Below are 20631 nucleotides of genomic sequence, written 5' to 3' on the forward strand. Positions count from 1 at the left end.
ACTCTCAGCATATCGGAACAGCCAAAGTTTAGCAATAGATTAAATCTTTTCGGTTAGCTTAGTCAAAACGCGATTGGAACGTTCCACAAAAGCTTGCATTCCCTCAGCATCAAATCCTTTTTGAGCAATTAAAGCTAAATCATAAACGTGCTGACAGAGCATTTTCGCTAATTGCGCCGATGGAGAGTCACCACTACCAGTAACAATACTTCCCTGACTAATCTGGATAATTTGTTGAATTAAGGGATGATTAGTATTAATCATCAGAATATGTTCTTCGGGGAAAGCCATGGCTTTTTGTTGCATCATTGCCGTCATTTCCTGTAAGCGTCGCATCGCTTCTGGAAGTAAGACAATTGCCGGGGGAGTACCTTGGGGATCATCGGATTTCAAGGCTTCAGTTTTGATATTGATGCGAGAATTATCGAGAGCTTTGGCGAAGATTTCTTTGATTAATTCGGCCCTGGTTTTATTACTACCCGGATCGATAATTTCACTAGCTTGATCCTGTTCGAGCAGCGTCGAGTCTAATTCAGAATCAACCCGGGTGAATTTCACATCAGAATATTCTCTTTCTAGGAAAGGAATAAAGTAATTAGTATCGATGAAAGAATCAAAGAAGAGGATTTCTAACCCTTGATTTTTGTAGAGTTCAACGTAAGTGGATTGGCTACGAGGATCGGTACAGTAAAAAACTCGATTTTCGTGGCGTTCTTTATGGCGTTCTAGGTAGGCTTTGAGAGTAGTATAACCTTCCTGTTCGATCGCTTCTAGGGGAGTTTTCGCCGTTGTTTCTTGCCATGCGTCACCTTCGGCGGTTTGCACTTCCACTTGTACTGGGGTTTCTGGGGGTTTGTAGGTAGTCCGATAGATTAAAATATCTTCTACCTGCTGTTTAAATTTATCCTCTTTTAAGGAACCAAATTTAATAAAAGTTCCCACATCTCCCCAACAACGAATATATTCTTTTGCGTCTTCATTGTAGAGAGATTTGAGGCGATCAGCAATTTTTTTGGCAATAAAATCGGCAATACGGCGAACGGTGCGATCTTTGGTTAAAGCACTTCGAGACACATTTAAAGGAATATCTGGACTATCGATAACTCCTCGCAAGGGCATCAGGAAATCGGGAATAATTTCCTCGCAATGATCGCTGACAAAAACCTGATTACAGAATAACTTTAATTGTCCTTTTGAGACATCCACATCCGGTCTGAGTTTGGGAAAATAGAGAATACCATTGAGCAAGAAAGGATAATCGGTATTCAGATGTACCCAGAGTAAAGGTTCTTCTTGGAAAGGATAGAGATAACGATAAAATTCTAGGTAGTCTTCTTTCGTCAGATTTTGAGAAGATTCTTTCCATAAAGCCCGTTGTTGATTAATCACTTCCCCATCAATTTTAATGGGAACGGGCATAAAATCTGAGTAGGTTTTGACTAACTGGCGAATGCGGGCAGGTTCTAAATATTCCCCTTCCTCATCCATTAAAGTTAGGGTGATAGTGGTGCCGATTTGGCTGCGGGAAGAATCGGTTAATTCAAACTCCGGAGAGCCATCACAGCACCAATGGACAGGGGTAGCACCTTCCTGATAGGAAAGGGTATCAATTTCTACCTTTTTAGCCACCATAAAAGCCGAGTAAAAACCTAGGCCAAAATGACCGATTAAATCGTTGGCTGATTTTTGGTATTTATTGATAAATTCTTCCGCACTGGAAAAGGCAACCTGGTTAATATATTTCTTGATTTCTTCCCCCGTCATCCCGATCCCATTATCGGTAATTGATAGGGTACGATTTTCTTTGTCGATGGCGAGATTAATTTCTGGTTCGGGGACTTCTCCTCTCGCTTCTCCTGCTAAGGAAGCCATTTTAAATTTCGAGATGGCATCAACACTATTAGATATCAATTCCCGCAGAAAAATTTCATGGTCAGTGTAGAGGGATTTTTTGATAATAGGGAAGATATTCTCGGTATGAATCGTGATATTACCTTTTTCGAGTACCGTCATACGTTCAATCACTAAGGGCTTGACTATTCTAACTTTTTTATTCTGCTCGATAATGGCAGCACTGATCACAGAGCGATTGCCCAACTTCCTCTAGGGGGATAACCGTACCGATCAAGGGATTTAACGGCAGCGGGGCGATTTCTAGAACTCGATCGCAAAAATCAGGGTTATTGATCACTTTTTGACTTTTGCAAGCGGTTGGTTGAGATTTGCCGATTGAGCCAGAATTGCAGTAGCTCTACTGTTCACTTTGCAGATATCCCTCAATCAAAATATCGGGATTGAGATAATTAACCGTGACATTTTCTAGCTGTAAAGCTTCGCTCATTAACTGGAAACCTAAATCACCCACGGCAGTAGGTGCATTAATTCCCCCGATGATTTTGGGCGCGATAAAAGCGATAATTTTTTGTACCATGCCCTCAGCGATCGCTGCCGCACTTAAACCGCCGCCGCATTCCCACAAAACCTGACAAAATCCCCTTTGATCAAGATTTTCCATCACTAAAGTGGGTGTCACCTCGGTGAGTTCGATCACTTCCACGCCTTTTGTTAATAATTGTTGCTTAAGCTTGACATTAGAATTAATTTGTGTATAGACAAGGGTGGGAAATTGACTGGTATCCCAAAGATGGGCCGAGGGTGGTAAATCGAGCGATCGAGTCATGACCACGCGCAGGGGATTATGATCGGAGAGGCCGTGAGTGGTGAGGTGGGGATTATCTTGACGGACAGTACTACCGCCGACAATAATCGCATCACAGGCCGATCGCAGTTGATGGACTATTTGGCGAGAAGCGGGGCTAGTAATCCAAGCGCTATGACCGCTAGTAGCGGCAATTTTGCCATCGAGAGTCATGGCATATTTGAGGATACCGAAGGGTTTTTTAGTGGTGATGCGATGGATAAAACCCTGATTGAGTTGACGACATTCGGACTCCTCCACCCCCACCAGCGTCTCGATGCCTACCGATGCTAGTCTTTGAATGCCTTTCCCCGCCACCAGGGGATTAGGATCGATCATCCCTACCACCACTTTTTTAATGCCTGCTCGCACAATTGCCTCGCTACAGGGGGGAGTACGTCCATAGTGGTTACAGGGTTCTAGATTGACGTATAAAGTGGCACCACGCGCTTTTTCTGCCGCCTGTCTCAGGGCGAAAACTTCTGCATGGGGTTGTCCGGCCCCCGGGTGAAAACCTTCGCCGATAATTATACCCTCTTGAACGATCACAGAACCCACCAAAGGATTAGGAGAAGTCCGCCCCAAGGCTTGCCTAGCAAGGGTTAGACATCTTTGCATCATTTTGCGATCGAATTCCGTTGCCTCGGCCATGGTTTATTTCTCCAAAGGAGGGGAGACTTTATCAGTGATCAGTGGGAATTATAAATTATAAATTATCAATTATAAATTTATGAATTATGGGTAATGTTCTAGACCTGTGGATCGTATTTCTGCGAGGTGGTCAGTCTATTCATTGTGACTTGTCTTATCCAAAGAGTCAGAACACTACCCATTTTTGAAATTATAATGCTGGAACTTATAGCTTCCATTACTACTGTAATCGAATTTGATATCTAACAAATCATTGCACCCGACCAACCAAAATCGACTAATGCTGGAAAATAGGCTAAAATGGCAGGTGAGTTCAACTGTAGGGTGGTTTAGGCGACGGTAACTGCTACAGTTTAGTATTGATTTTGTGTTCGCCGTAACCCACCAAATTATTGATCCTTTTTTCTTGGTGCGTTATATTAATATTAACGCATCCTTGTATTTTAGGAGATTAGGATAGGGGCTATCCCAATCTCAACAAGAACAAGAAAAAGAGTGAACCTAGACGCACCCGAAATCAAAAAGCTTGCCTTATAAATAAAGAGTCTCCTATTTGTTCTTCGGAATGTCAACTTCCGCAGACTGGAAAGTATCAACGTGGTTTTTCTCGAAATTATTCTCCTTGACGGCTAATTTATCCGATAAGATCAATGATTACACTGTAGTTATAATATTGTTACGGCGGATTCGTGTTTGTTCTGGTAAATTCTCCAACCTGAAAAGCTTACCCAATAAGGAATTGGCTGTACCAGAGGAATAAAGTAACTGCTGTATGCCATCAACAACCATCGTCAACCAATGATCCCTAAACTACCCTTTTCTAGGAAAAACAATCAGCAAAAAAGTCATCAATCCGAACAGTTCTCTGTAAATTCTACCACACCAGAGACAAAACCAAAACAATCGATCCTTTGTCTAGGTTATAGTGGGACAGTATCGGGCAACAGTTGAGAAGATTGTCCAGTATGGTTAAATGTTGCGCTGATGTTTTCATATTACCTATCGCCTAAAACTATGATTACTTATATTAAAATTCATGGCTTTAAATCCTTTCATAATTTTGAAATGGTATTCACGCCGCTTACTGTAGTCGCTGGGGTTAATGCTTCTGGTAAGAGTAATTTATTTGATGCTTTGCAATTGTTGGCGCGGTTGGCAGAAGTGGATCTGAAGACGGCTTTTAGCGAGCAGCGAGGACATCCTAGCGAACTTTTTACCCAGTATGATGAGGACGACTACGCCACGGAAATGGAATTTATAGTTGAAATGTTAGTCAATCGCAAGGTAAAAGATAATTGGGGTGGGGAAGTTGATCTTAAATATACAAGATTACGCTATCAATTAAAAATTAAACGGGAGTCTAATATAAGTGGATTTGAAAACTTGTATATTGTTGATGAACGTTTAGAAAATTTAAAGCACAATGAAGATAATTGGGTAAAAAATTATATTCCCAAGACAGTATTGGAAACTTGGCGACCAAAAGTAACGGGTAGGAGAGCCATTCCTTATATTAAGACTGAAGATATTAGTGGTATTGCTACCATTGTTGTACCTCAAGACGGTCAACAAGGAAATAAAAAAGTATTTCCCGCAAAAAACGCATCACAAACTGTTTTAAGCAGCATTAATACCATAGATTTTAAACATATATTAGCCGCCAAACAAGAAATGCTGAGTTGGAAGTTTATGCAGCTTAATCCCGAAGATCTGCGAGAACCTACTCGTCAAGATATGGGCATCAGAGATACAATAACAGCAAGCGGAAAGAATTTAGCTGCTGCTTTATTTCGCATCAAACAAGATGATAAATATAACCTCACAGCAATTTCCCGTGATCTCAATAATCTGCTACCGAATCTCACAGAAGTTAATGTTTATGATGACAAAGCAAATCGACAATTTATTATCAAGGTAAAAGGTGATGATGGTCGGGAGTTTTCTTCGAGAGTGCTTTCCGAAGGAACCCTACGTTTATTAACATTATGTGTCCTGCAATACGACCGACAACACACAGGATTACTGTGTTTTGAAGAGCCAGAAAATGGCATTCATCCTTTTCATATTGAAGCAATGGCAAGATTATTAAAAGAGCTAACTGTCGATTTTGAAGATACTGAAATGCCTTTACGCCAAGTAATAGTGAACACTCATTCTCCGGTTCTGGTGAGTCAATTAATTAATTGGCAAGATGATGAAAATGTCAGCATTTGGCTTTCTCAGCTTACCACTATAATATCCACTATTGAAGGGAAGCGAATTAAGATGAAAAGCAGTAATTTTCACCCTGTTATCAAAGATAATAAAAAGCAATTAACCTTATTTTTCTCCGAAAATGAGGCCAAGCTAACTCTCTCGGAAGTTGTCGAATATCGGCTCTTCGTTACCCTTTATGCTAAATCAACAAACAAGATGCCAAGATAACATACTTCTAACCCAAAAATTCCGAAAGTTTCTAAAGCCATAGGCTCTCCGTTTTATTAGTTTAAGTTTATTGTTGATTCCCTCGACCACCCCATTCGTGGTCCTTCGCTCGAAATAACTAATAATTTCTCCAAACCAGTTTCGGATTGTTTGACAACTCTTGGTAAAAACACTGGAGGATTTTGCCAACCATTCTGAGATAGATAGCAGTCCTTCTGTCGGATTCTCTGAGGTTTCATAAATCTTTCTCAATTCTTCCTTTAACTCCTGCATCTTTTTCAAATTTGGAAAATTTTCTTTGATAGCTTCTAGTTTAATTTTTTGGGTTTCCGTTAAATCTTTTTCATTTTTTAACAAGCTATATTTACTTCGCTTTAAAACTTCTAGCTTTGCTTCTTTTTCCGCTTTCTGTTTTTTATTTTTCTGCGCTTCTACGGCTCTTTTTTCTGCTTTTCTTTGTTCGTCTAACTCTTGATTAATTTGTTTCATTACATGGAATCTATCGGCGACTACCTCGGCCGATGGCATCAATTCTTTCACCAAATTTTTATAGGGCAACCAAAGGTCTATGCTGACTTCTTCAATTTGCTCTAATACCTCTTTTCCCCACCCTGTAAGCGTTTCCCTCAATTCTTCTTGTGTTCGCTTCTCTAGAATAGCTATTAGTTTTCCCGTATCTAAATTTACTAAAACCGCACAGTAATTTTTTTGTCCTTTGACTAGAGCGATTTCATCAATTCCTAGTCTTTTTAATTTCGATAGGTCTGTCTCTGTAATTTCTTCAGCTATGTCCTCTATCATTCTTTGAATCTCTTCTTCCGTTACGTCATTTCTTCGGCTAACATTTAAAATATCTCCTGATTTTAATTGTTCGAGTATATTCTCGGCTAGTCTTTTCGTATAGGTTCGTTTCTTGCCGACAAAATCTAACTCTTCGCTAAAGGGTTTCTGACAATTACCGCACTTAAATTGACGACGATTAACTTGTAGGTACACTGGTTGACCTGAGAGCGGTAAATCTTTGACTAAATGTCGATGATTTTGGTGGAGTTTATCGCTCTCTAACCCACAACGAGGACAGACTGCTTTTTTATTTTTCGATTCGACTGGTCAAACTATACCGATATTTTCTAGGTGTAGATAGCCTTGAATAGAGGTTCCTTCTAGGTTCAAAAATTTGTCAAGTATCATAAGTAAAATACTCTGGTTTTTGGCTATTATATCAAATCTTAACTCGATTGTCTATCTTTTTGTATTAACCAGTTTGTGCCTTAAACCTTTTCCTGTATTGGTTTCAGCTATTTTTGGGCGTAGGCTCTCTCATCGAATTTTATTTTAAGTTAATTATTTGCATAACAGTTACCGAAGAGCCCGAATATCTAAAAACTGCTGATGCTGAAAGTGCGATTAAAAATATTAAAAATCAACAAAACCAATTAACATAAATCAATTAAGATGGTCAAAAAACCCAAACAAATAATTATTGCCTTAGCTACAGAAGGCAGTTCCGATCATAGATTTTTACCGAATATTATTCAGCGCACTTTCGAGAGAGTTGCTTTTGACGATGAACAAGAAATAGAAATTTTTGAACCAATTTGTCTTCCACAAATCTCTGGCGAAAATATCCGAGAAAAAGCTAAAAAATACGCAATTCAAGCGGTGGAGAAGGGAGCAATGGTTTTGTGCTTCCATGCAGACGCAGATGATAAAACAGATGAAAACGCATTTAAGGAAAGAATTGATCCGGCTTTTAATGCTATTAAATCAGACGAGCGAGACTTATGTAAAAATTTAGTTGCTATCGTTCCAATACAAATGACTGAAGCCTGGATATTAGCAGACAAAGAATTACTAAAAAAAGAATTGTGTACAAATAAAAGTGATAGTGAGTTGGCAATCGATAAAGATCCCGAATCTTTTAGCAATCCGAAAGAAACGATTAAAAATGCCATCAATAAAGCCAGAGAAGGTATGACTAAACGGTATCGAAATAAACTAAAAATTGACGATTTATATTCACCGCTTGGTACAAAAATCGAATTGTCGAAATTAGAATCCTTATCTTCCTACAAAAAATTTGAAAAGGCAGTACGAGATATTTTTCCACAATTAACGAAAGTCAACAATATAGAGGATAATCCTGATCAAACGTGAATAGGATCTTGCTAATACCATTTTTCTAAAGTAATGGCAGAGATGGTTAATTGCCTCCAACCTAAAACCCTATTCTAGAAAGGGAGAAAGGAGTAGAATGTCTGCCACGAATAAAGAAAAATGGCATAGGGTGCGTTCCCTGTCGTAGATTAGTTGCTTAGTCGGATTTGCAGCAAGAAACGGCATTGCTGAATCAAGGCATGAATGGCAACTGTACAGGTTCCCGTGCAAAAGTTAGTTTGGCTCTAGGTTTTAAAAATACCAGAAAAGAAGATTCATATCTCAAATCAGCAACGCCGATTTCTCTACACCACTTTTTTATACTAACTATTGATTAGGCGACTTACCATCTCTACCATTCGACATAGGTTTAAATTTTTAATCTCTTCCTGAATTTGATCGATTGAACTTTGAGAATCATCACTACAGTAAGCCAATTGAACTTTCTTTCCCTGCGGATCGGTTAATAGGGTGATCCAGTCTTGATCGCTCGACACCTGATAATCTATATAGATGCCTTGTCTATCTTTGGCGGGAGTGAATTTACATGAATAATAGTTATCCTGTTTACGTTTGTCCGATGCTTGTCTAGCCAACAAGTTTTCGATTAACAAACAATCGGATTCTTTATGTTGCTCGTCGTGACTATGCTTTATTTTGCCTATTTTGCTTAAATCCGCTTTCCTGTGAGTCTTGGAAACATAAGGATAAAGCTCCGCTTTAGAATTATACGGGATAGGTAAAATAATAAATCCTTTCTCCTCTTCCTCTTTGATCGCCTTTCGAGGAATATCGGCATTATAGGGAGTTAATAGGATAGCTTGTAATTTATATTTGAGTTTACTGGTGACATGATCGGCAATTTCTTGTTTTAAAATATCTCTAAAAGTTGTAATTTGTTCGATACCTGTACTCGTGGAATTTTTATTAGTTCCCTTCATCTCGATAATCGTCAGCAGAAGTAAGCCATTCTGAATAAAAAGAGATAAATAATCAGGTCTTTTCTGCTTTTGATTTCTAACGAGAGGATCCTTCTGACGATCAGTTTTAAATAAAATACAAACGGAATCTTTTTCTGGCTTGGTAATCCGAAAGCTGACACCGCTTTCGGGTGGAGCGATCCGATCGGGTACGGTACAGAAAATAAGCAGATTTTCTAAAAAGTTAAATTTTTGCCAATCGAGTTTATTCTTCTTCTGAGGAACATCCTTCTTCGGTTTCTTGGTTTTGTTGTCCTGCTTCATAAATTGCAAAAAACTTTTGTTGAATATCAACTGATACATCGCTGAGAGTATCCCAACGAATACCGTATTCAGGGTCGTGTAAAGAAAGTAATTTATTATTTTTCATTTCATAGGCGCTAACCTGTTCCATTTTAAGAAAAGCTCGGCTATCTTGCAGATAAAGCAATTTAGCTTGTTCGGCTAAAAGTTCTGGATTTTGGTGATTACCATTAACGATATTGTTAAGATGAGCCATCAAATAGGGGCTATGAGTCGTCAATAAAATTCTAACTCCTAAATTTACTAAAATCGCTAAAGATTCTAACAATTTTACCTGAGATTCTGGATGTAAGTTCATTTCAGGCTCATCGATCACCAGAAAATCCCCCGATTTTGCTCGATAGCGTAAATAGAGTAAAAGCGGGGCTAATTGTTTAATAGACGAGGAAGCATTATAAAGATCGATCTCTAAACTTCTTTTTACCGAAACTTTAATTTCTCTGCCTCCAATTTTAGTCTTTTTAAAGATTGTTTTATTGTTATTTTGAATATACTTTTCAATTTGATCAGCTAATTTTTGAAAATCATTTTTGTTTTTGGCAATGGGATCGGGCTTATTTTCTAGTTCTATGTCAGTTAAAAAATCTAAAAAATCCTCTACTGGTTGAGGATAGCGAATATCTCCCTGTTCTTTCAGTAACTCTAACTGTCTATCTCGATTAATACGTCTATTAATACGTCCTTGTGTCAATAGCTCTCTCTGATTCCCTTTAAGTAGCTTATATCTTCTATTGCCCAGCATTTTATAGGTATTTATAAAAGCGTTTCTTTCGGCGGGTAAAGGAAGTGCGTCGGAAAATGAAAATTTTACAACAGCAGCAACAAAATTAAGAAAAACTATGTCTTTATAATTATTAATTTTATCTTCCTTTTCTTGATAAAATAAAATCTCATTATTGTTCTCGCTTCGCTCGATTTTCTTGATTCCAAGTGAAGCTAATGACCCGCGATATTCAATTGTGTCCGCTAAAACTTTTTCTATAGCTGTTTTAATATCATCTTCGGAAATTTCGATACTGAATTTCGTTTTTTCAAAAATCTTGCCGCTAGAATCTTGGAAAAAAGATTGTAGTTTTATCCCGCTAAATTCAGATGCGGACTTTTGAACAATTTCGGATATAACATCATAAAAATGTCGGTCTATTTTTAAAGACCAATGATCGGCTTGATTTGTAAATTCTATTTTTTCTAAAATTTCACTAGAAAAATAAAAGCCGTCAAGCTGATTAATCCATAACCCATAAATCGAGTAGGCGATATAAGTTTTATTAGAATTATTCGGGCCAATAATAACGGTTAGAGGCCGAAGATCCACTTCTGCCTCTTTAATACTACCTAAATTCAAGAGTTTGATTTTCATCATAAAAACGAACACTCCGAATACAGACCCTTATTTTACCCGATTCGTACTCGCCTGCGCCGATTCTTTAGTTTTATCTTCAAACGCGACCTTGATCGAGAAACGAACAGCGATCGCTTTCTGAGAAAAGATCGATCGCCAACCGACAATCCAAAACGCTGTCATTACCTTTCTAAAGCAACAAGCTAGTGGTTAGCTGATCACTGAAAGCTCCTTAAATATCTAACCTTTGGTAGATGCTATTAAGATGATTTAGGTGCTGCTGGGGATCAAAGCAACTTTCGATCTCGTCGGGGGATAAAATAGCGGTAACTCGCTCATCTTGACCGATAAAAGCTTTAAAATTGCCGTTATCAGTGTTCCAAGCGCGATGGGCGTTTTCTTGGACGATTTTATAGGCAGATTCCCGGCTAATTCCCTTACTCACTAAAGTTAAAAGAACTCTTTGACTGAAAATCACGCCACCATAGACATTCATATTTCGCTTCATGTTTTCGGGATACACCAGCAGATTTTTGACTAAATCGGTGATTTCCTTGAGCATAAAGTGGGTCAAAATGCAAACATCCGGCAGCATCACCCGTTCTACGGAACTATGGGAAATATCTCTTTCGTGCCAGAGGGCGATATTTTCTAAGGCGGAAACGCTATGACTACGGATAATTCTCGCCATTCCCGTTAAGCGTTCTGAACGGATGGGATTACGTTTATGGGGCATAGCGGAGGAGCCTTTTTGTCCTTTGGAAAAGTATTCTTCCACTTCTAGGACATCGGTTCTTTGCAGGTTGCGAATCTCCACGGCAAAACGTTCGATCGAAGCCGCTAATAAGGCTAATTGTTGCACATAATCGGCGTGTCGATCGCGCGAGATAACTTGAGTGGAAGCGGTATCCGGTTCTAATCCTAACTTCTGACAGGTTAACGCCTCAATTTTCGGGTCAATATTGGAATATGTTCCCACTGCACCAGATATTTTACCGATGGCGATGTCTTGGCGCAAGCGAATTAAACGATCGCGTCCTCGCAGCACTTCCGCTAACCATCCCGCTAGTTTAAAGCCAAAGGTGATCGGTTCGGCGTGAATGCCGTGGGAACGTCCCACCATGACTGTATAACGGTGTTCTTGGGCGCGATAGCGCAGGGCTTGGATAAAATCTTCTAATTGTTCTAAAATCAGGTTTAAACTGGCGACTAATTGTAAGGACAGGGCGGTATCTAATACATCAGAACTGGTTAAACCCAAATGAATATAACGTCCCGGCTCGCCCACATATTCGTTAACATTTGTTAAAAAGGCGATGACATCGTGGCGCACTTCTGCTTCTATTTCTAAAATGCGATCGGGATTAAAATTAGCTTTTGCCTTAATTTCTGCCACTGCATCCCCGGGAATATAGCCTAATTCTGCCTGCGCTTCACAGACGGCTATCTCTACCTCTAGCCATGTTTGATATTTATATCTATCCGTCCACAAATTCCCCATTGCAGGGAGAGTATAACGCTCGATCACTATTAATTCTTCCAAAACGACCGTTTAATTGTATCCGATCGGGGCAAGTCTGGGAATAGGCAGGGGGCAGCGGAGAGTTTTGTTTTCCCCACTCCCTTTTCACCGGTTAGTAATTCGGTAGTAGCGGTGAGACTCTTCTAGGTTGTGTGTGATAAGTTTGACTTACAATATGATTGATCGATCTTTGTGTCCTTTGTGTCTTTGTGGTTCGTTTCACCCCCTCTCTAGGAGGATTATATCTTAAGAATACATTTTACCCACCAAATCTAAGAGAGCCGCGGTGAACTATCTTGTTTAATTTAGCCTGAATCGAATCCCTACCCCCTTGCTTCAACCCATGCTCGCATTTTACCCGGATTGTTCAATCCGTAGGGATCGACGAGTTTTTTAAATTCTAATTGCAGTGGATTAATCTGTCTGCTGCCGCCATCTTCCATGATATAAGTGTGAGGATTGGCAATGGCTGCCCCCTGTTGTTCATAGATAGCAATAATCTCATTTAATCGAGTTTCTGTGGTAAATTCTAGCAAGGGAAGACCGGCGGGAATAACTTTACCTTTAAATTTCAAAAATTCTAGGTGCATCATGATTTCCTCACCAAAATAATTATAGAGTTTCTCTACCGTGGCTAGATTAAAATAAAAAGCTTGTAGATAAGTTATCTTGGGGTTACAACTACGCGCGTGGAGAGTGGTATGATTCCAAGTAAATTCTAAGATACTGTTGCCTTTTTGGGTTTCTTCTGGCGTTTTATAGTAGGTAAGTTCACCCTTATATTCTTGAATTAAAGACTCTAAGGCGACTTGATCGCTGTCCGATACTATTAACAAAACTGCCGCTTTTTCTGTGGGTAAATAATCCTTAAGAGCGATAAAATAAGCAGGAATTGGCCAGGAGTGAACACTAACCATTTTCTTAACGATGCCATCACTATCACTGAGAGCTTGACCAAATTTAGCGGCGGTGATAAAATCGGCAAAAGTAACGATAAATTCTGCCCAAGGATAACAGGGAGCGAGGGCTATTTCTAACTCGGTAATAATACCATTTGTTCCGTAGGCATGATTGACTTTTTCCACCTCATCCCCCCGTAGTTCGATAATTTTTGGTTCTGTTTCTAGGGTGACTAATTGCACTGCTTGCAGATTGCCCCTATCCTTCAATTGTCCATAATTAATTGAACCCATACCCACACTGCCACCCCCGATAAAACCGCCAATTGTTGCCGTGCGATAGGTAGAGGGAGCCATTCTTAATTCCCAACCAATTGCGCGGGCTTGTTTATCAAAAAATGCCATTTTCACCCCCGCTTCTACTCGCGCTGTCCCCGGTTCGATCGAGATGATTTTTGTTAGTTTGGTTGTGTCTAAAATTACTCCTCCCCCCAAGGGAACACATTGACCATAATTACCTGTACCCGCACCTCTAACTGTTAAAGGAATTTGGTATTTAACGCAGGTTTTAGCGATGTCAATAACTTCTTGGCTATTGTGGGGACGAATGACTAAATCAGCCCGTTTATCTTGCAGTTGTGCCTCTAAAATGGGACTAAAATGATAATAATCTAAGGAAAGTTTCGCCACTTGCCCCGGATCGGTGATAATTTCCAAATGGGAAAGCTCTTGAATGAGATTTTGACAGTTAGATTTCATGGTTAGGTAGGGTTTGCTGAAAAAGTCTATTGGTGGGGTTAGGATTCAGGATTCAGGAGACAGGAGATTATTTTTATTTGTTCTCCCCATACCCCAATTCATAATTCATAATTCATAATTCATAATTCATAATTCAAAAGGGAAAAATTAAAAACCGATCCCCTAGGCGATCGGTTTTACTAAGAAGTATAAACTTTTATTAACTTTGTTTGCTGAGAAACTGTTGAGCTTGTCTAATAGCGGCGGCGCCGATATTGAAGAAAGCCCAGCCACCAGCAATAAGCAAAGGGGTTAAAACGATTAACACTCTCCAGTCCATAGATTTCCTTCTCCTCGGTCAGTGCTTAAAAGATTGTTACTTGATTCTCATTTTATATTTATACCCTAAACCGCCCCTTTTGGGAATCCGGTATCAGTACCTTTTCCCCCATGAACGAGGGCAAGTTTAGCATAGCGCTCGGCGTGTTCAATCAACTCTTGAGCCTCCTGTGGCGACACTTCCCGGACGCGTTTAGCGGGAATACCCACCACTAAAGATCGCGGTGGTATATCTTTTGTCACAATACTACCCGCCCCAACAATACTACCCGCCCCGACGCGCACACCATCGAGAATCACTGCCCCAATGCCGATTAAACAACCGCGTTCAATATGGGCTGCGTGAATTACCGCCCGATGTCCGATGGTAACGTAATCCTCAAGGATAGTAATTTTGCCCGGATCTCCGTGTAGGATTGCCCCATCTTGGATATTAGTATAAGCCCCAATTTCGATGCGTTCCACGTCGGCACGCAATACCGCCCCATACCAAACACTCACCCCCACAGCTAGGGAAATATCGCCCATTACCGTGGCATTAGGGGCAATAAAAGCCGCTTGACTGACATCGACAATCGGCCAGAAATTAGAAGTTGATCTTAAGTTATCTAAAGACATGGGAGGATCTGCACTAAAGTCGGAAGAGAATACCCGTCCAATTTGGTTGGGTATAATATGGGTAGGATTATTGGTACAAAGATAGCAATTTTTAGTTTAGGTTCTCCCATGATCAATGCAAGTTTACAATACCCTGTTTTTGGCCCCGATATCCATTGTCCTCACTGTCGGCAGCTAATCCCCGCCCTCACTTTGACGGATACCTATTTGTGTCCGCGCCATGGGGCTTTTGAAGCCGATCCCAAAACGGGTGAGTTGGTTCACTTGCAGTCAGGACGACATTGGCGACTCTGGAATGGTGAGTGGTATCGTCAACACACTCACCCGGATGGTATTCGTTTTGAGATTCACGAAGCACTCGATCGCCTCTATACTCAAGGATTTAAAGCGACTAAAGTGATTATTGCCAACCGTTATCGCGATTTAGTTAGTTCCTACCTAGAACGTAACACCACTTGGCGCGGTAATGAACCGGGTGAAGCCACTATTCCCCGTCTCTACGGTTTACCTGTAGAATTTAGTCCCGATGCCCCCGATGAAGCCTGTTGGGATGTAATTAACTTTGATCTGGAAAAAGAACCGGGGGTTCCCAAACGTTACCCCTATTTTCGCCTTTTTGATTAGTCATTAGCCATCAGAAGGCAGTCCCGGTGCCAAAGTTGGCACCGCCAAGCATGAAAATATTCTGATTGACGAATTTGCCTTATTTCAGCCTCTATTTTCCAGTCAGGAGGTAAAAGGCAGTAGGCAGGAGATTATTTTTATTTATTCTCCCCATCACCTTATCACCCCACTTCCCCACAGTATCGCCCCCATATGACCAACTCAGACCGAATTATTGTTCCTCTCGATGTGCCGGATTTAGAGTCAGCGATCGCACTGCTTAATCTGTTGCCAGAAGTCAATTTTTGGAAAGTTGGACTAGAATTATTTGTCAGTAGCGGTGCGGAAATTCTGGCGCTTCTGCAAGAAAGACAAAAAAAGATCTTTCTCGATCTCAAATTCCATGATATTCCCAATACGGTCGCCGGGGCCTGTCGTTCAGCTAGTCGCTATCAAGTGGATTTACTCACCCTGCACGCAACGGCCGGACGGCAAGCACTGACGGCGGCTAAGGGGGCCATCTCTGACCTGCTATCGCCGCCAAAACTTCTCGCTATCACCGTTTTAACCAGCCTTAACGCCAGGGAATTAGCCCTCGACCTCAAAATTCCCCTAGAACTATCGGAATATGCCTTAAATCTGGCATTATTGGGCAAGGAATCGGGAATTGATGGGGCGGTTTGTTCTCCCCAAGAGGTGGCGCAATTGCGGCGCGTCTGTGGAGAGGATTTTCTCTTAGTTTGCCCCGGAGTTCGTCCCTCCTGGTCAAGCAAAGGGGATCAAAGTCGGGTGATGACTCCGGCCCAAGCGCTTAAAGCTGGGGCTGATTATCTAGTAATTGGACGACCGATCACCGGTGCAGAGGAGCCAAAGGTAGCATGGACAAAAATTTGTCACGAATTAGCCGATATTTAGGGGTATTACTGGTTATTTTCGGGATTAACTCACCAGCAGTTAGTCTTCCTCTTTCTAGCTGTCCGGAGGATTTAAATCTTTTAGTCGATCGCCTCTTGTCAGATTTACCCGGTTATGCTAACCGAGTTATTACCCGTTCCCAAATCGACCAAAAATTATCTACACCGGTTTTTGTGATTATTGCCGGTCGTCCCGAATTTGCACCCCTACCTTTAAGTGCTAATCAATATTCTGGTCAAATTGCCGATGACACTCAACAGGTTTTTTTTACGACTTTAGAGCGTCAGTATAGCAAAAATCGCTCTGTCACTCTCCAGAATTATCACTGGTTATTTTTAACTAAAACTGGGGAAGGATGGCGATTAGTGACGATTTACAGTCAATTAGCTGCCCTTGAACCCGCTCAAGTCCCCTTACCTCCCCTAGAAACCAGTCAAGGGACCATCGGCCAAGCGGTGCGTCTCTGGCTGCGGGACTGCGAAGCGGGTGCATTGCGCTAAATTCGCTCGGCCAAAACAAAGCGATCGAAACCTGCTAGGTCGTTAATAATCTGAATTTGTCGATAATTGCCCTGATTTTCCAGCATTTGCGCTACTTTTTCCCCTTGACCGGCTCTCATTTCCACTAGCCAAAGGCCTCCCGATCGCAGATAATCGGGAGCAGTGGCCACTAGATATTGAATTGACCGCAATCCGTCTTCACCTCCATCGAGGGCCAAACGGGGTTCATGTTCCCGCACTTCAATTTGTAGGTCGAGGATTTCTGCACTGGGAATATAGGGAGGATTGGACAGCATACCGCTAATCTGTCCCTTCCACTTCCCTAGGGGTGTCCACCAAGAACCCTGTTTTAAGATAATTCTGTCGGCAAAACCGGTATTGATGATATTTTCTTTGGCGATCGCTAAAGCCGCTGGACTGTAATCAACTGCATATATTGCTGCTTTTGTCAATATACTAGCTAAACCAATAGCGATCGCACCACTACCGGTTCCCAGATCTACCCAGATTCCCCCGTCGTCTCCTCTGACGGTTTCTCCAACGATATCGATTAATAACTCGGTTTCGGGACGAGGAATTAAAACCCCTGGGGAGACTTTCAGGGTAAAATTACGCCAGACCACCGATTCGAGCAAATACTGCAAGGGAACCCTTGCTTGCAGGCGTTTTTGCCAGCGTTTAGTAATTTCCGACCAGGAATAACTCAAAGGGATTTTTTCTCGTTCGCGAAAGGATTGTAAGCGCAGGGAAAGACCATCTAAATCTGTCACTGCTTGCAGAAAGATATCCACTTCCTTCGGAGATAGTTGCGCTTGCGCTAAATCCGCGATCGCCTGTTGGCGCCATTGACTTAATTCTTGACCGGAAATACTAGCAGTCACAAGGCTTAACGATTAGGGGTGGGGGGATTATTGGTATTATTAGGGCGTGGTTGATTTGCTGGGGGTTGATTGGGAGCATTTTGGTTATTATTTGCCCGAATAAAATCAATCGTTTCTTGGCTAGGATAGAGGAGAATTTTAGTTAAAGCTTCATCGTTGCTTTGTTGTAGGGTAGCGATGACACTTTCTAAGGGAATAACATCAATTTTCACCGTAGTTGCTTCTGCGGGATTAGCTTTTTTATATTGTTCTACCATTTGCAAAGCGGCGGCTTTTTCAAAGAAGAAAGGAATAAAATCCTGATTATTGCGACTGATCACCAGAAAATTACTCTCTTTTCCTGCTTTCGGCACAAATAAAGGTACACCACCCTGATATTGTTGACCTCTTTCACTAAGCAACTTTTTCGCTGATTCTACTTCCGACTCTTTGGGAACAAAATCGATAATTAAACGATTTTGTTGGGTTTGACCGGTTTGCATTTTATAGACTTGTGCCAAAGAAACAGCCTGAACTTTAACTTTGCTGGCCACTTCAGGATTCTCTTTTTTCAGTCGCTCAAAAAAGTTTTGTGCGTCTTGCTTACTAATAAAAATCCCCGTGAATTTCTGTTCTTTTTCTACGGCAATTAGGGGAACTCCTTGATCATCGGCAATAGCGAAGACAGGTACAGACTGCAAGGTTTTGACGATTTGTTCTTCTGGTAAAGCGAGCGCTTTAGAATAGCTGCCCAGCAGCGAAGTCAACATTGTCGTTCCTACTAAACCGAGAGTTGCCGTCCAACGAATGAGAGATTTCATCAAAATAATTACCTCGTTATTACTATTAACCAATATTTGCCGTTAATCTGAACTATATCGTCTGCTTAACTCCTCCGATTAGGAGTTTTTCGATGAATAACCAGCCTCGAAAGTTCCCTTTATTGGCTTGGTTCTGAACTATCATAGCTAAAAAGATCCGCACTTGGTGAGATGAGATGGCAGCAGCAGCCCAAAAACAGAGGCAATTTACGAGCTGATCTGGAGAATAATAGGAATTAATTAGATTTTTTAACCTAAATTATCCGAAAAAATCCTTTTAGCTCCGGTTTAAGCTGGCTTTGACCCTAATAAGCACCAATTTGAGATCAAAAGGCCTCCTCTTGTCTGAATCAGTTAGTCAATTGGCCACCTCTTGATCTTGGTACGACTAATGACTTTCCGAGAGATGGTGCGGATTGGCGATCGCTAACCGCAGCCATTGATAGGAAACTAGATTTAAAATCAGTCCGATGATCAATAAAATTGCCATGAGAGCGATTTGATACCAGGCGATCGGTCTGACCAAAAGATCGGCGATCAGATGGGCTAAATTCAAGACAGAATAGAGAATTGTCAGCCAGAAATGGACTTTTCTCAAGGAGCGACTTTCGCTAAAATTGACCCCGATAATCCCTAACATTGGCAGCAAAAAAAAAGAGCAACATTCCCCAGAAAATCGGATCGAGATTGCTGGTTTGATGACTCTCGACGATCGATTGACCATGGAAAAGCGGCATTAAACCCAGTTGGGTGTGAAATAGGGTTCCCAAGAGGAATGTTGTCCAGAGAGCGGCAATTTTTTCGGGATATTTCGCTGTTTTCACGGTAATCATCCTCGGAATTAGTTAATATAAAAGCTCAGGCTAAGGGAGAAAGTATTCTTCAATTTTTCCTAGTCACGGCTCTTTTTCTTTGTGTGATAAGTTTGACTTATATAGAAGCGATCAATCTTTGTGTCCTTTGTGTCTTTGTGGTTCCTTCCACTTCCTCGCTGGCAGGACTGTATGATTAGAATCAATTTTACCCACCAAACCCAAGAGAGCCTAGTCACTTATCTATACATTCTAGAAAAAATTTCTGTATTTAAAATTACTTTTTACAAAAAAACACAAAGTGCAGAAAGCCGGCTGCTATAGTGGTAAATTCGGCTAATTCTCAATCTAAAAATGTTATGACCACAACTACCCCCGAGAGTAACTCAATCTATCCCGTGCGTTGGCAAGATAACAAAGTCTGGCTGATCGATCAAACCCGTTTACCCATGGAGTATGGGGAAGTTGAGATCACCAGCAGTGAAGCCATGGCCCGGGCGATCGAAACGATGATTGTCCGCGGCGCCCCGGCGATCGGGGTAGCGGCTGCATACGGTATGGTTTTAGGAGCGCAGGAAATTAAAACTGACCAGAAAGAGGAATTTCTGGCGGATTTAACTAGAATAGCTGATCGATTAGCGCAAACCCGGCCCACGGCGGTGAATTTATTCTGGGCGATCGAGCGAATGTTAAAAGTGGCCAGGGAAAGTGACCCAGAAGTGGCAATAATTAGCAAAAATCTCCTTGAAACTGCCCACAATATCCAAAAAGAAGACGTGGAAACCTGTCGGGCGATCGGTCATCATGGTTTATTGGCGCTGCCGGAGCAACCGGAAAAACTGACAATTTTAACCCACTGTAATACTGGTTCCCTAGCCACGGCCAGTTATGGTACTGCTTTAGGGGTAATTCGTTCCGCTTGGACGGCGGGTAGATTAATACAAGTGTATGCAGATGAAACCCGGCCAAGGTTGCAAGGGGCAAAATTAACCGCCTGGGAATGTGCGCGGGAGGGAATTCCCGTCACCGTGATCACCGATAGCATGGCAGCCCACTGTATGCAGCAAAAACTGATCGATGCGGTGATTGTTGGGGCCGATCGCATTGCGGCCAATGGGGACACGGCCAACAAAATCGGAACCTATTCCCTTGCGGTGGTGGCAAAAGCTCATAATCTGCCTTTTTATGTGGCTGCCCCCCTATCGACGGTGGATTTTTCCCTTAAGGATGGTACGGGTATCCCGATCGAACAGCGCGATAGTGCCGAAATTTATCAGGTGGGGACGACAACCCTTTGTCCTAGAGATGTTAACTTTTATAACCCTGCCTTCGATGTTACTCCGGCCGCTTTAATCACCGCTATCATCACTGAAAAAGGGGCGGTAACACCAGCTGAATTAATTTTTTTACAGGACTCCTAGGGGGTGAGCTTTTTCCCTACTGACACCA

18 protein-coding genes and 2 pseudogenes are annotated in these 20631 nt (G+C 41.5%); 6 read left to right on the plus strand and 14 right to left on the minus strand.

Translation table 11 applies throughout. The annotated features are described in order from the left end of the window. Positions 1–39: 39 nt before the first annotated feature. From htpG to ribD, 3 genes are read right to left on the minus strand one after another with little or no spacing between them, the layout of a single operon-like run. Positions 40–2013 (minus strand): molecular chaperone HtpG, encoded by a 1974-nt coding sequence (gene htpG / locus ACE3JL_RS21130; protein WP_375329640.1) that lies wholly within the window; start codon positions 2011–2013, stop codon positions 40–42. Between the two features lie 37 nt (positions 2014–2050). Further along, positions 2051–2191, minus strand: coding sequence for a hypothetical protein (locus tag ACE3JL_RS21135; RefSeq protein ID WP_375328304.1), 141 nt, complete (start codon positions 2189–2191; stop codon positions 2051–2053). A gap of 60 nt (positions 2192–2251) precedes the next feature. After that, positions 2252–3349, minus strand: coding sequence for a bifunctional diaminohydroxyphosphoribosylaminopyrimidine deaminase/5-amino-6-(5-phosphoribosylamino)uracil reductase RibD (gene ribD, locus ACE3JL_RS21140; protein WP_375328305.1), 1098 nt, complete (start codon positions 3347–3349; stop codon positions 2252–2254). Between the two features lie 1014 nt (positions 3350–4363). Here ribD and ACE3JL_RS21145 point away from each other — a divergent pair. Then, positions 4364–5773: an AAA family ATPase gene (locus tag ACE3JL_RS21145; protein WP_375328306.1), complete on the plus strand. Its 1410-nt coding sequence runs from the start codon at positions 4364–4366 to the stop codon at positions 5771–5773. Here ACE3JL_RS21145 and ACE3JL_RS21150 read toward each other — a convergent pair. Then, positions 5750–6964 (minus strand): annotated as a pseudogene (locus tag ACE3JL_RS21150) (ISL3 family transposase). The gene ACE3JL_RS21145 and the pseudogene ACE3JL_RS21150 sit on opposite strands and share 24 nt — an antisense overlap. 264 nt (positions 6965–7228) lie before the next feature. Here ACE3JL_RS21150 and ACE3JL_RS21155 point away from each other — a divergent pair. Next, positions 7229–7930, plus strand: a complete 702-nt coding sequence (locus tag ACE3JL_RS21155; protein ID WP_375328307.1) for a DUF4276 family protein — start codon at positions 7229–7231, stop codon at positions 7928–7930. 323 nt (positions 7931–8253) lie between these two features. On the opposite strand, the gene ACE3JL_RS21160 is transcribed toward ACE3JL_RS21155, so the two are convergent. From ACE3JL_RS21160 to ACE3JL_RS21190, 7 genes are all read right to left on the minus strand, one after another. Continuing rightward, entirely contained in the window at positions 8254–9174 is a 921-nt protein-coding gene (locus ACE3JL_RS21160; RefSeq protein ID WP_375328308.1) for a hypothetical protein, read from the minus strand. Beyond that, positions 9116–10576 carry an AAA family ATPase gene (locus ACE3JL_RS21165; RefSeq protein ID WP_375328309.1) on the minus strand — a complete coding sequence of 487 codons (1461 nt, stop codon included), beginning with the start codon at positions 10574–10576 and terminating at the stop codon, positions 9116–9118. Before ACE3JL_RS21165 ends, ACE3JL_RS21160 begins: the two co-directional genes overlap by 59 nt. 27 nt (positions 10577–10603) lie before the next feature. Beyond that, complete coding sequence (locus ACE3JL_RS21170; RefSeq protein ID WP_002747389.1) at positions 10604–10738, minus strand: hypothetical protein; 135 nt, start codon at positions 10736–10738, stop codon at positions 10604–10606. Between the two features lie 49 nt (positions 10739–10787). Further along, positions 10788–12083, minus strand: coding sequence for an adenylosuccinate lyase (gene purB / locus ACE3JL_RS21175; protein ID WP_375329641.1), 1296 nt, complete (start codon positions 12081–12083; stop codon positions 10788–10790). Positions 12084–12400: 317 nt separating this feature from the next. Then, entirely contained in the window at positions 12401–13735 is a 1335-nt protein-coding gene (locus tag ACE3JL_RS21180) for an FAD-binding oxidoreductase (RefSeq protein WP_375328310.1), read from the minus strand. Between the two features lie 199 nt (positions 13736–13934). Then, a complete protein-coding gene (locus ACE3JL_RS21185; RefSeq protein WP_002737284.1) occupies positions 13935–14054 on the minus strand; it encodes a photosystem II protein Y in 120 nt (39 codons plus the stop codon). A gap of 65 nt (positions 14055–14119) precedes the next feature. After that, complete coding sequence (locus ACE3JL_RS21190; RefSeq protein WP_110579616.1) at positions 14120–14671, minus strand: gamma carbonic anhydrase family protein; 552 nt, start codon at positions 14669–14671, stop codon at positions 14120–14122. A gap of 108 nt (positions 14672–14779) precedes the next feature. On the opposite strand from ACE3JL_RS21190, the gene ACE3JL_RS21195 reads away from it, so the two are divergent. The 3 genes from ACE3JL_RS21195 to ACE3JL_RS21205 all read left to right on the plus strand — a co-directional run bounded on the left by ACE3JL_RS21195 (position 14780) and on the right by ACE3JL_RS21205 (position 16689). Beyond that, positions 14780–15295, plus strand: coding sequence for a TIGR02652 family protein (locus tag ACE3JL_RS21195; RefSeq protein ID WP_271992145.1), 516 nt, complete (start codon positions 14780–14782; stop codon positions 15293–15295). A 192-nt stretch (positions 15296–15487) separates the two neighbouring features. Then, positions 15488–16189, plus strand: coding sequence for an orotidine-5'-phosphate decarboxylase (gene pyrF / locus ACE3JL_RS21200; protein ID WP_271992126.1), 702 nt, complete (start codon positions 15488–15490; stop codon positions 16187–16189). Beyond that, a complete protein-coding gene (locus ACE3JL_RS21205; RefSeq protein WP_375328311.1) occupies positions 16153–16689 on the plus strand; it encodes a hypothetical protein in 537 nt (178 codons plus the stop codon). The genes pyrF and ACE3JL_RS21205 overlap by 37 nt, the downstream gene beginning before the upstream one ends. Here the strand turns inward: ACE3JL_RS21205 and prmC are convergent. The 3 genes and pseudogenes from prmC to ACE3JL_RS21220 form a co-directional block, all read right to left on the minus strand. Then, complete coding sequence (gene prmC / locus ACE3JL_RS21210) at positions 16686–17570, minus strand: peptide chain release factor N(5)-glutamine methyltransferase (RefSeq protein ID WP_271992128.1); 885 nt, start codon at positions 17568–17570, stop codon at positions 16686–16688. The genes ACE3JL_RS21205 and prmC overlap by 4 nt on opposite strands. A 5-nt stretch (positions 17571–17575) precedes the next feature. Continuing rightward, complete coding sequence (locus tag ACE3JL_RS21215; protein WP_271992130.1) at positions 17576–18370, minus strand: Tic22 family protein; 795 nt, start codon at positions 18368–18370, stop codon at positions 17576–17578. Between the two features lie 388 nt (positions 18371–18758). After that, a pseudogene (locus ACE3JL_RS21220) lies at positions 18759–19194 on the minus strand (hypothetical protein). Positions 19195–19541: 347 nt separating this feature from the next. On the opposite strand from ACE3JL_RS21220, the gene mtnA reads away from it, so the two are divergent. Next, positions 19542–20603: an S-methyl-5-thioribose-1-phosphate isomerase gene (mtnA, locus tag ACE3JL_RS21225; RefSeq protein ID WP_271992134.1), complete on the plus strand. Its 1062-nt coding sequence runs from the start codon at positions 19542–19544 to the stop codon at positions 20601–20603. Positions 20604–20631: the final 28 nt, after the last annotated feature.

Origin of the sequence: Microcystis sp. BLCC-F210, assembly GCF_042134685.1 — a bacterium.
Taxonomy (GTDB): domain Bacteria; phylum Cyanobacteriota; class Cyanobacteriia; order Cyanobacteriales; family Microcystaceae; genus Microcystis; species Microcystis aeruginosa_D.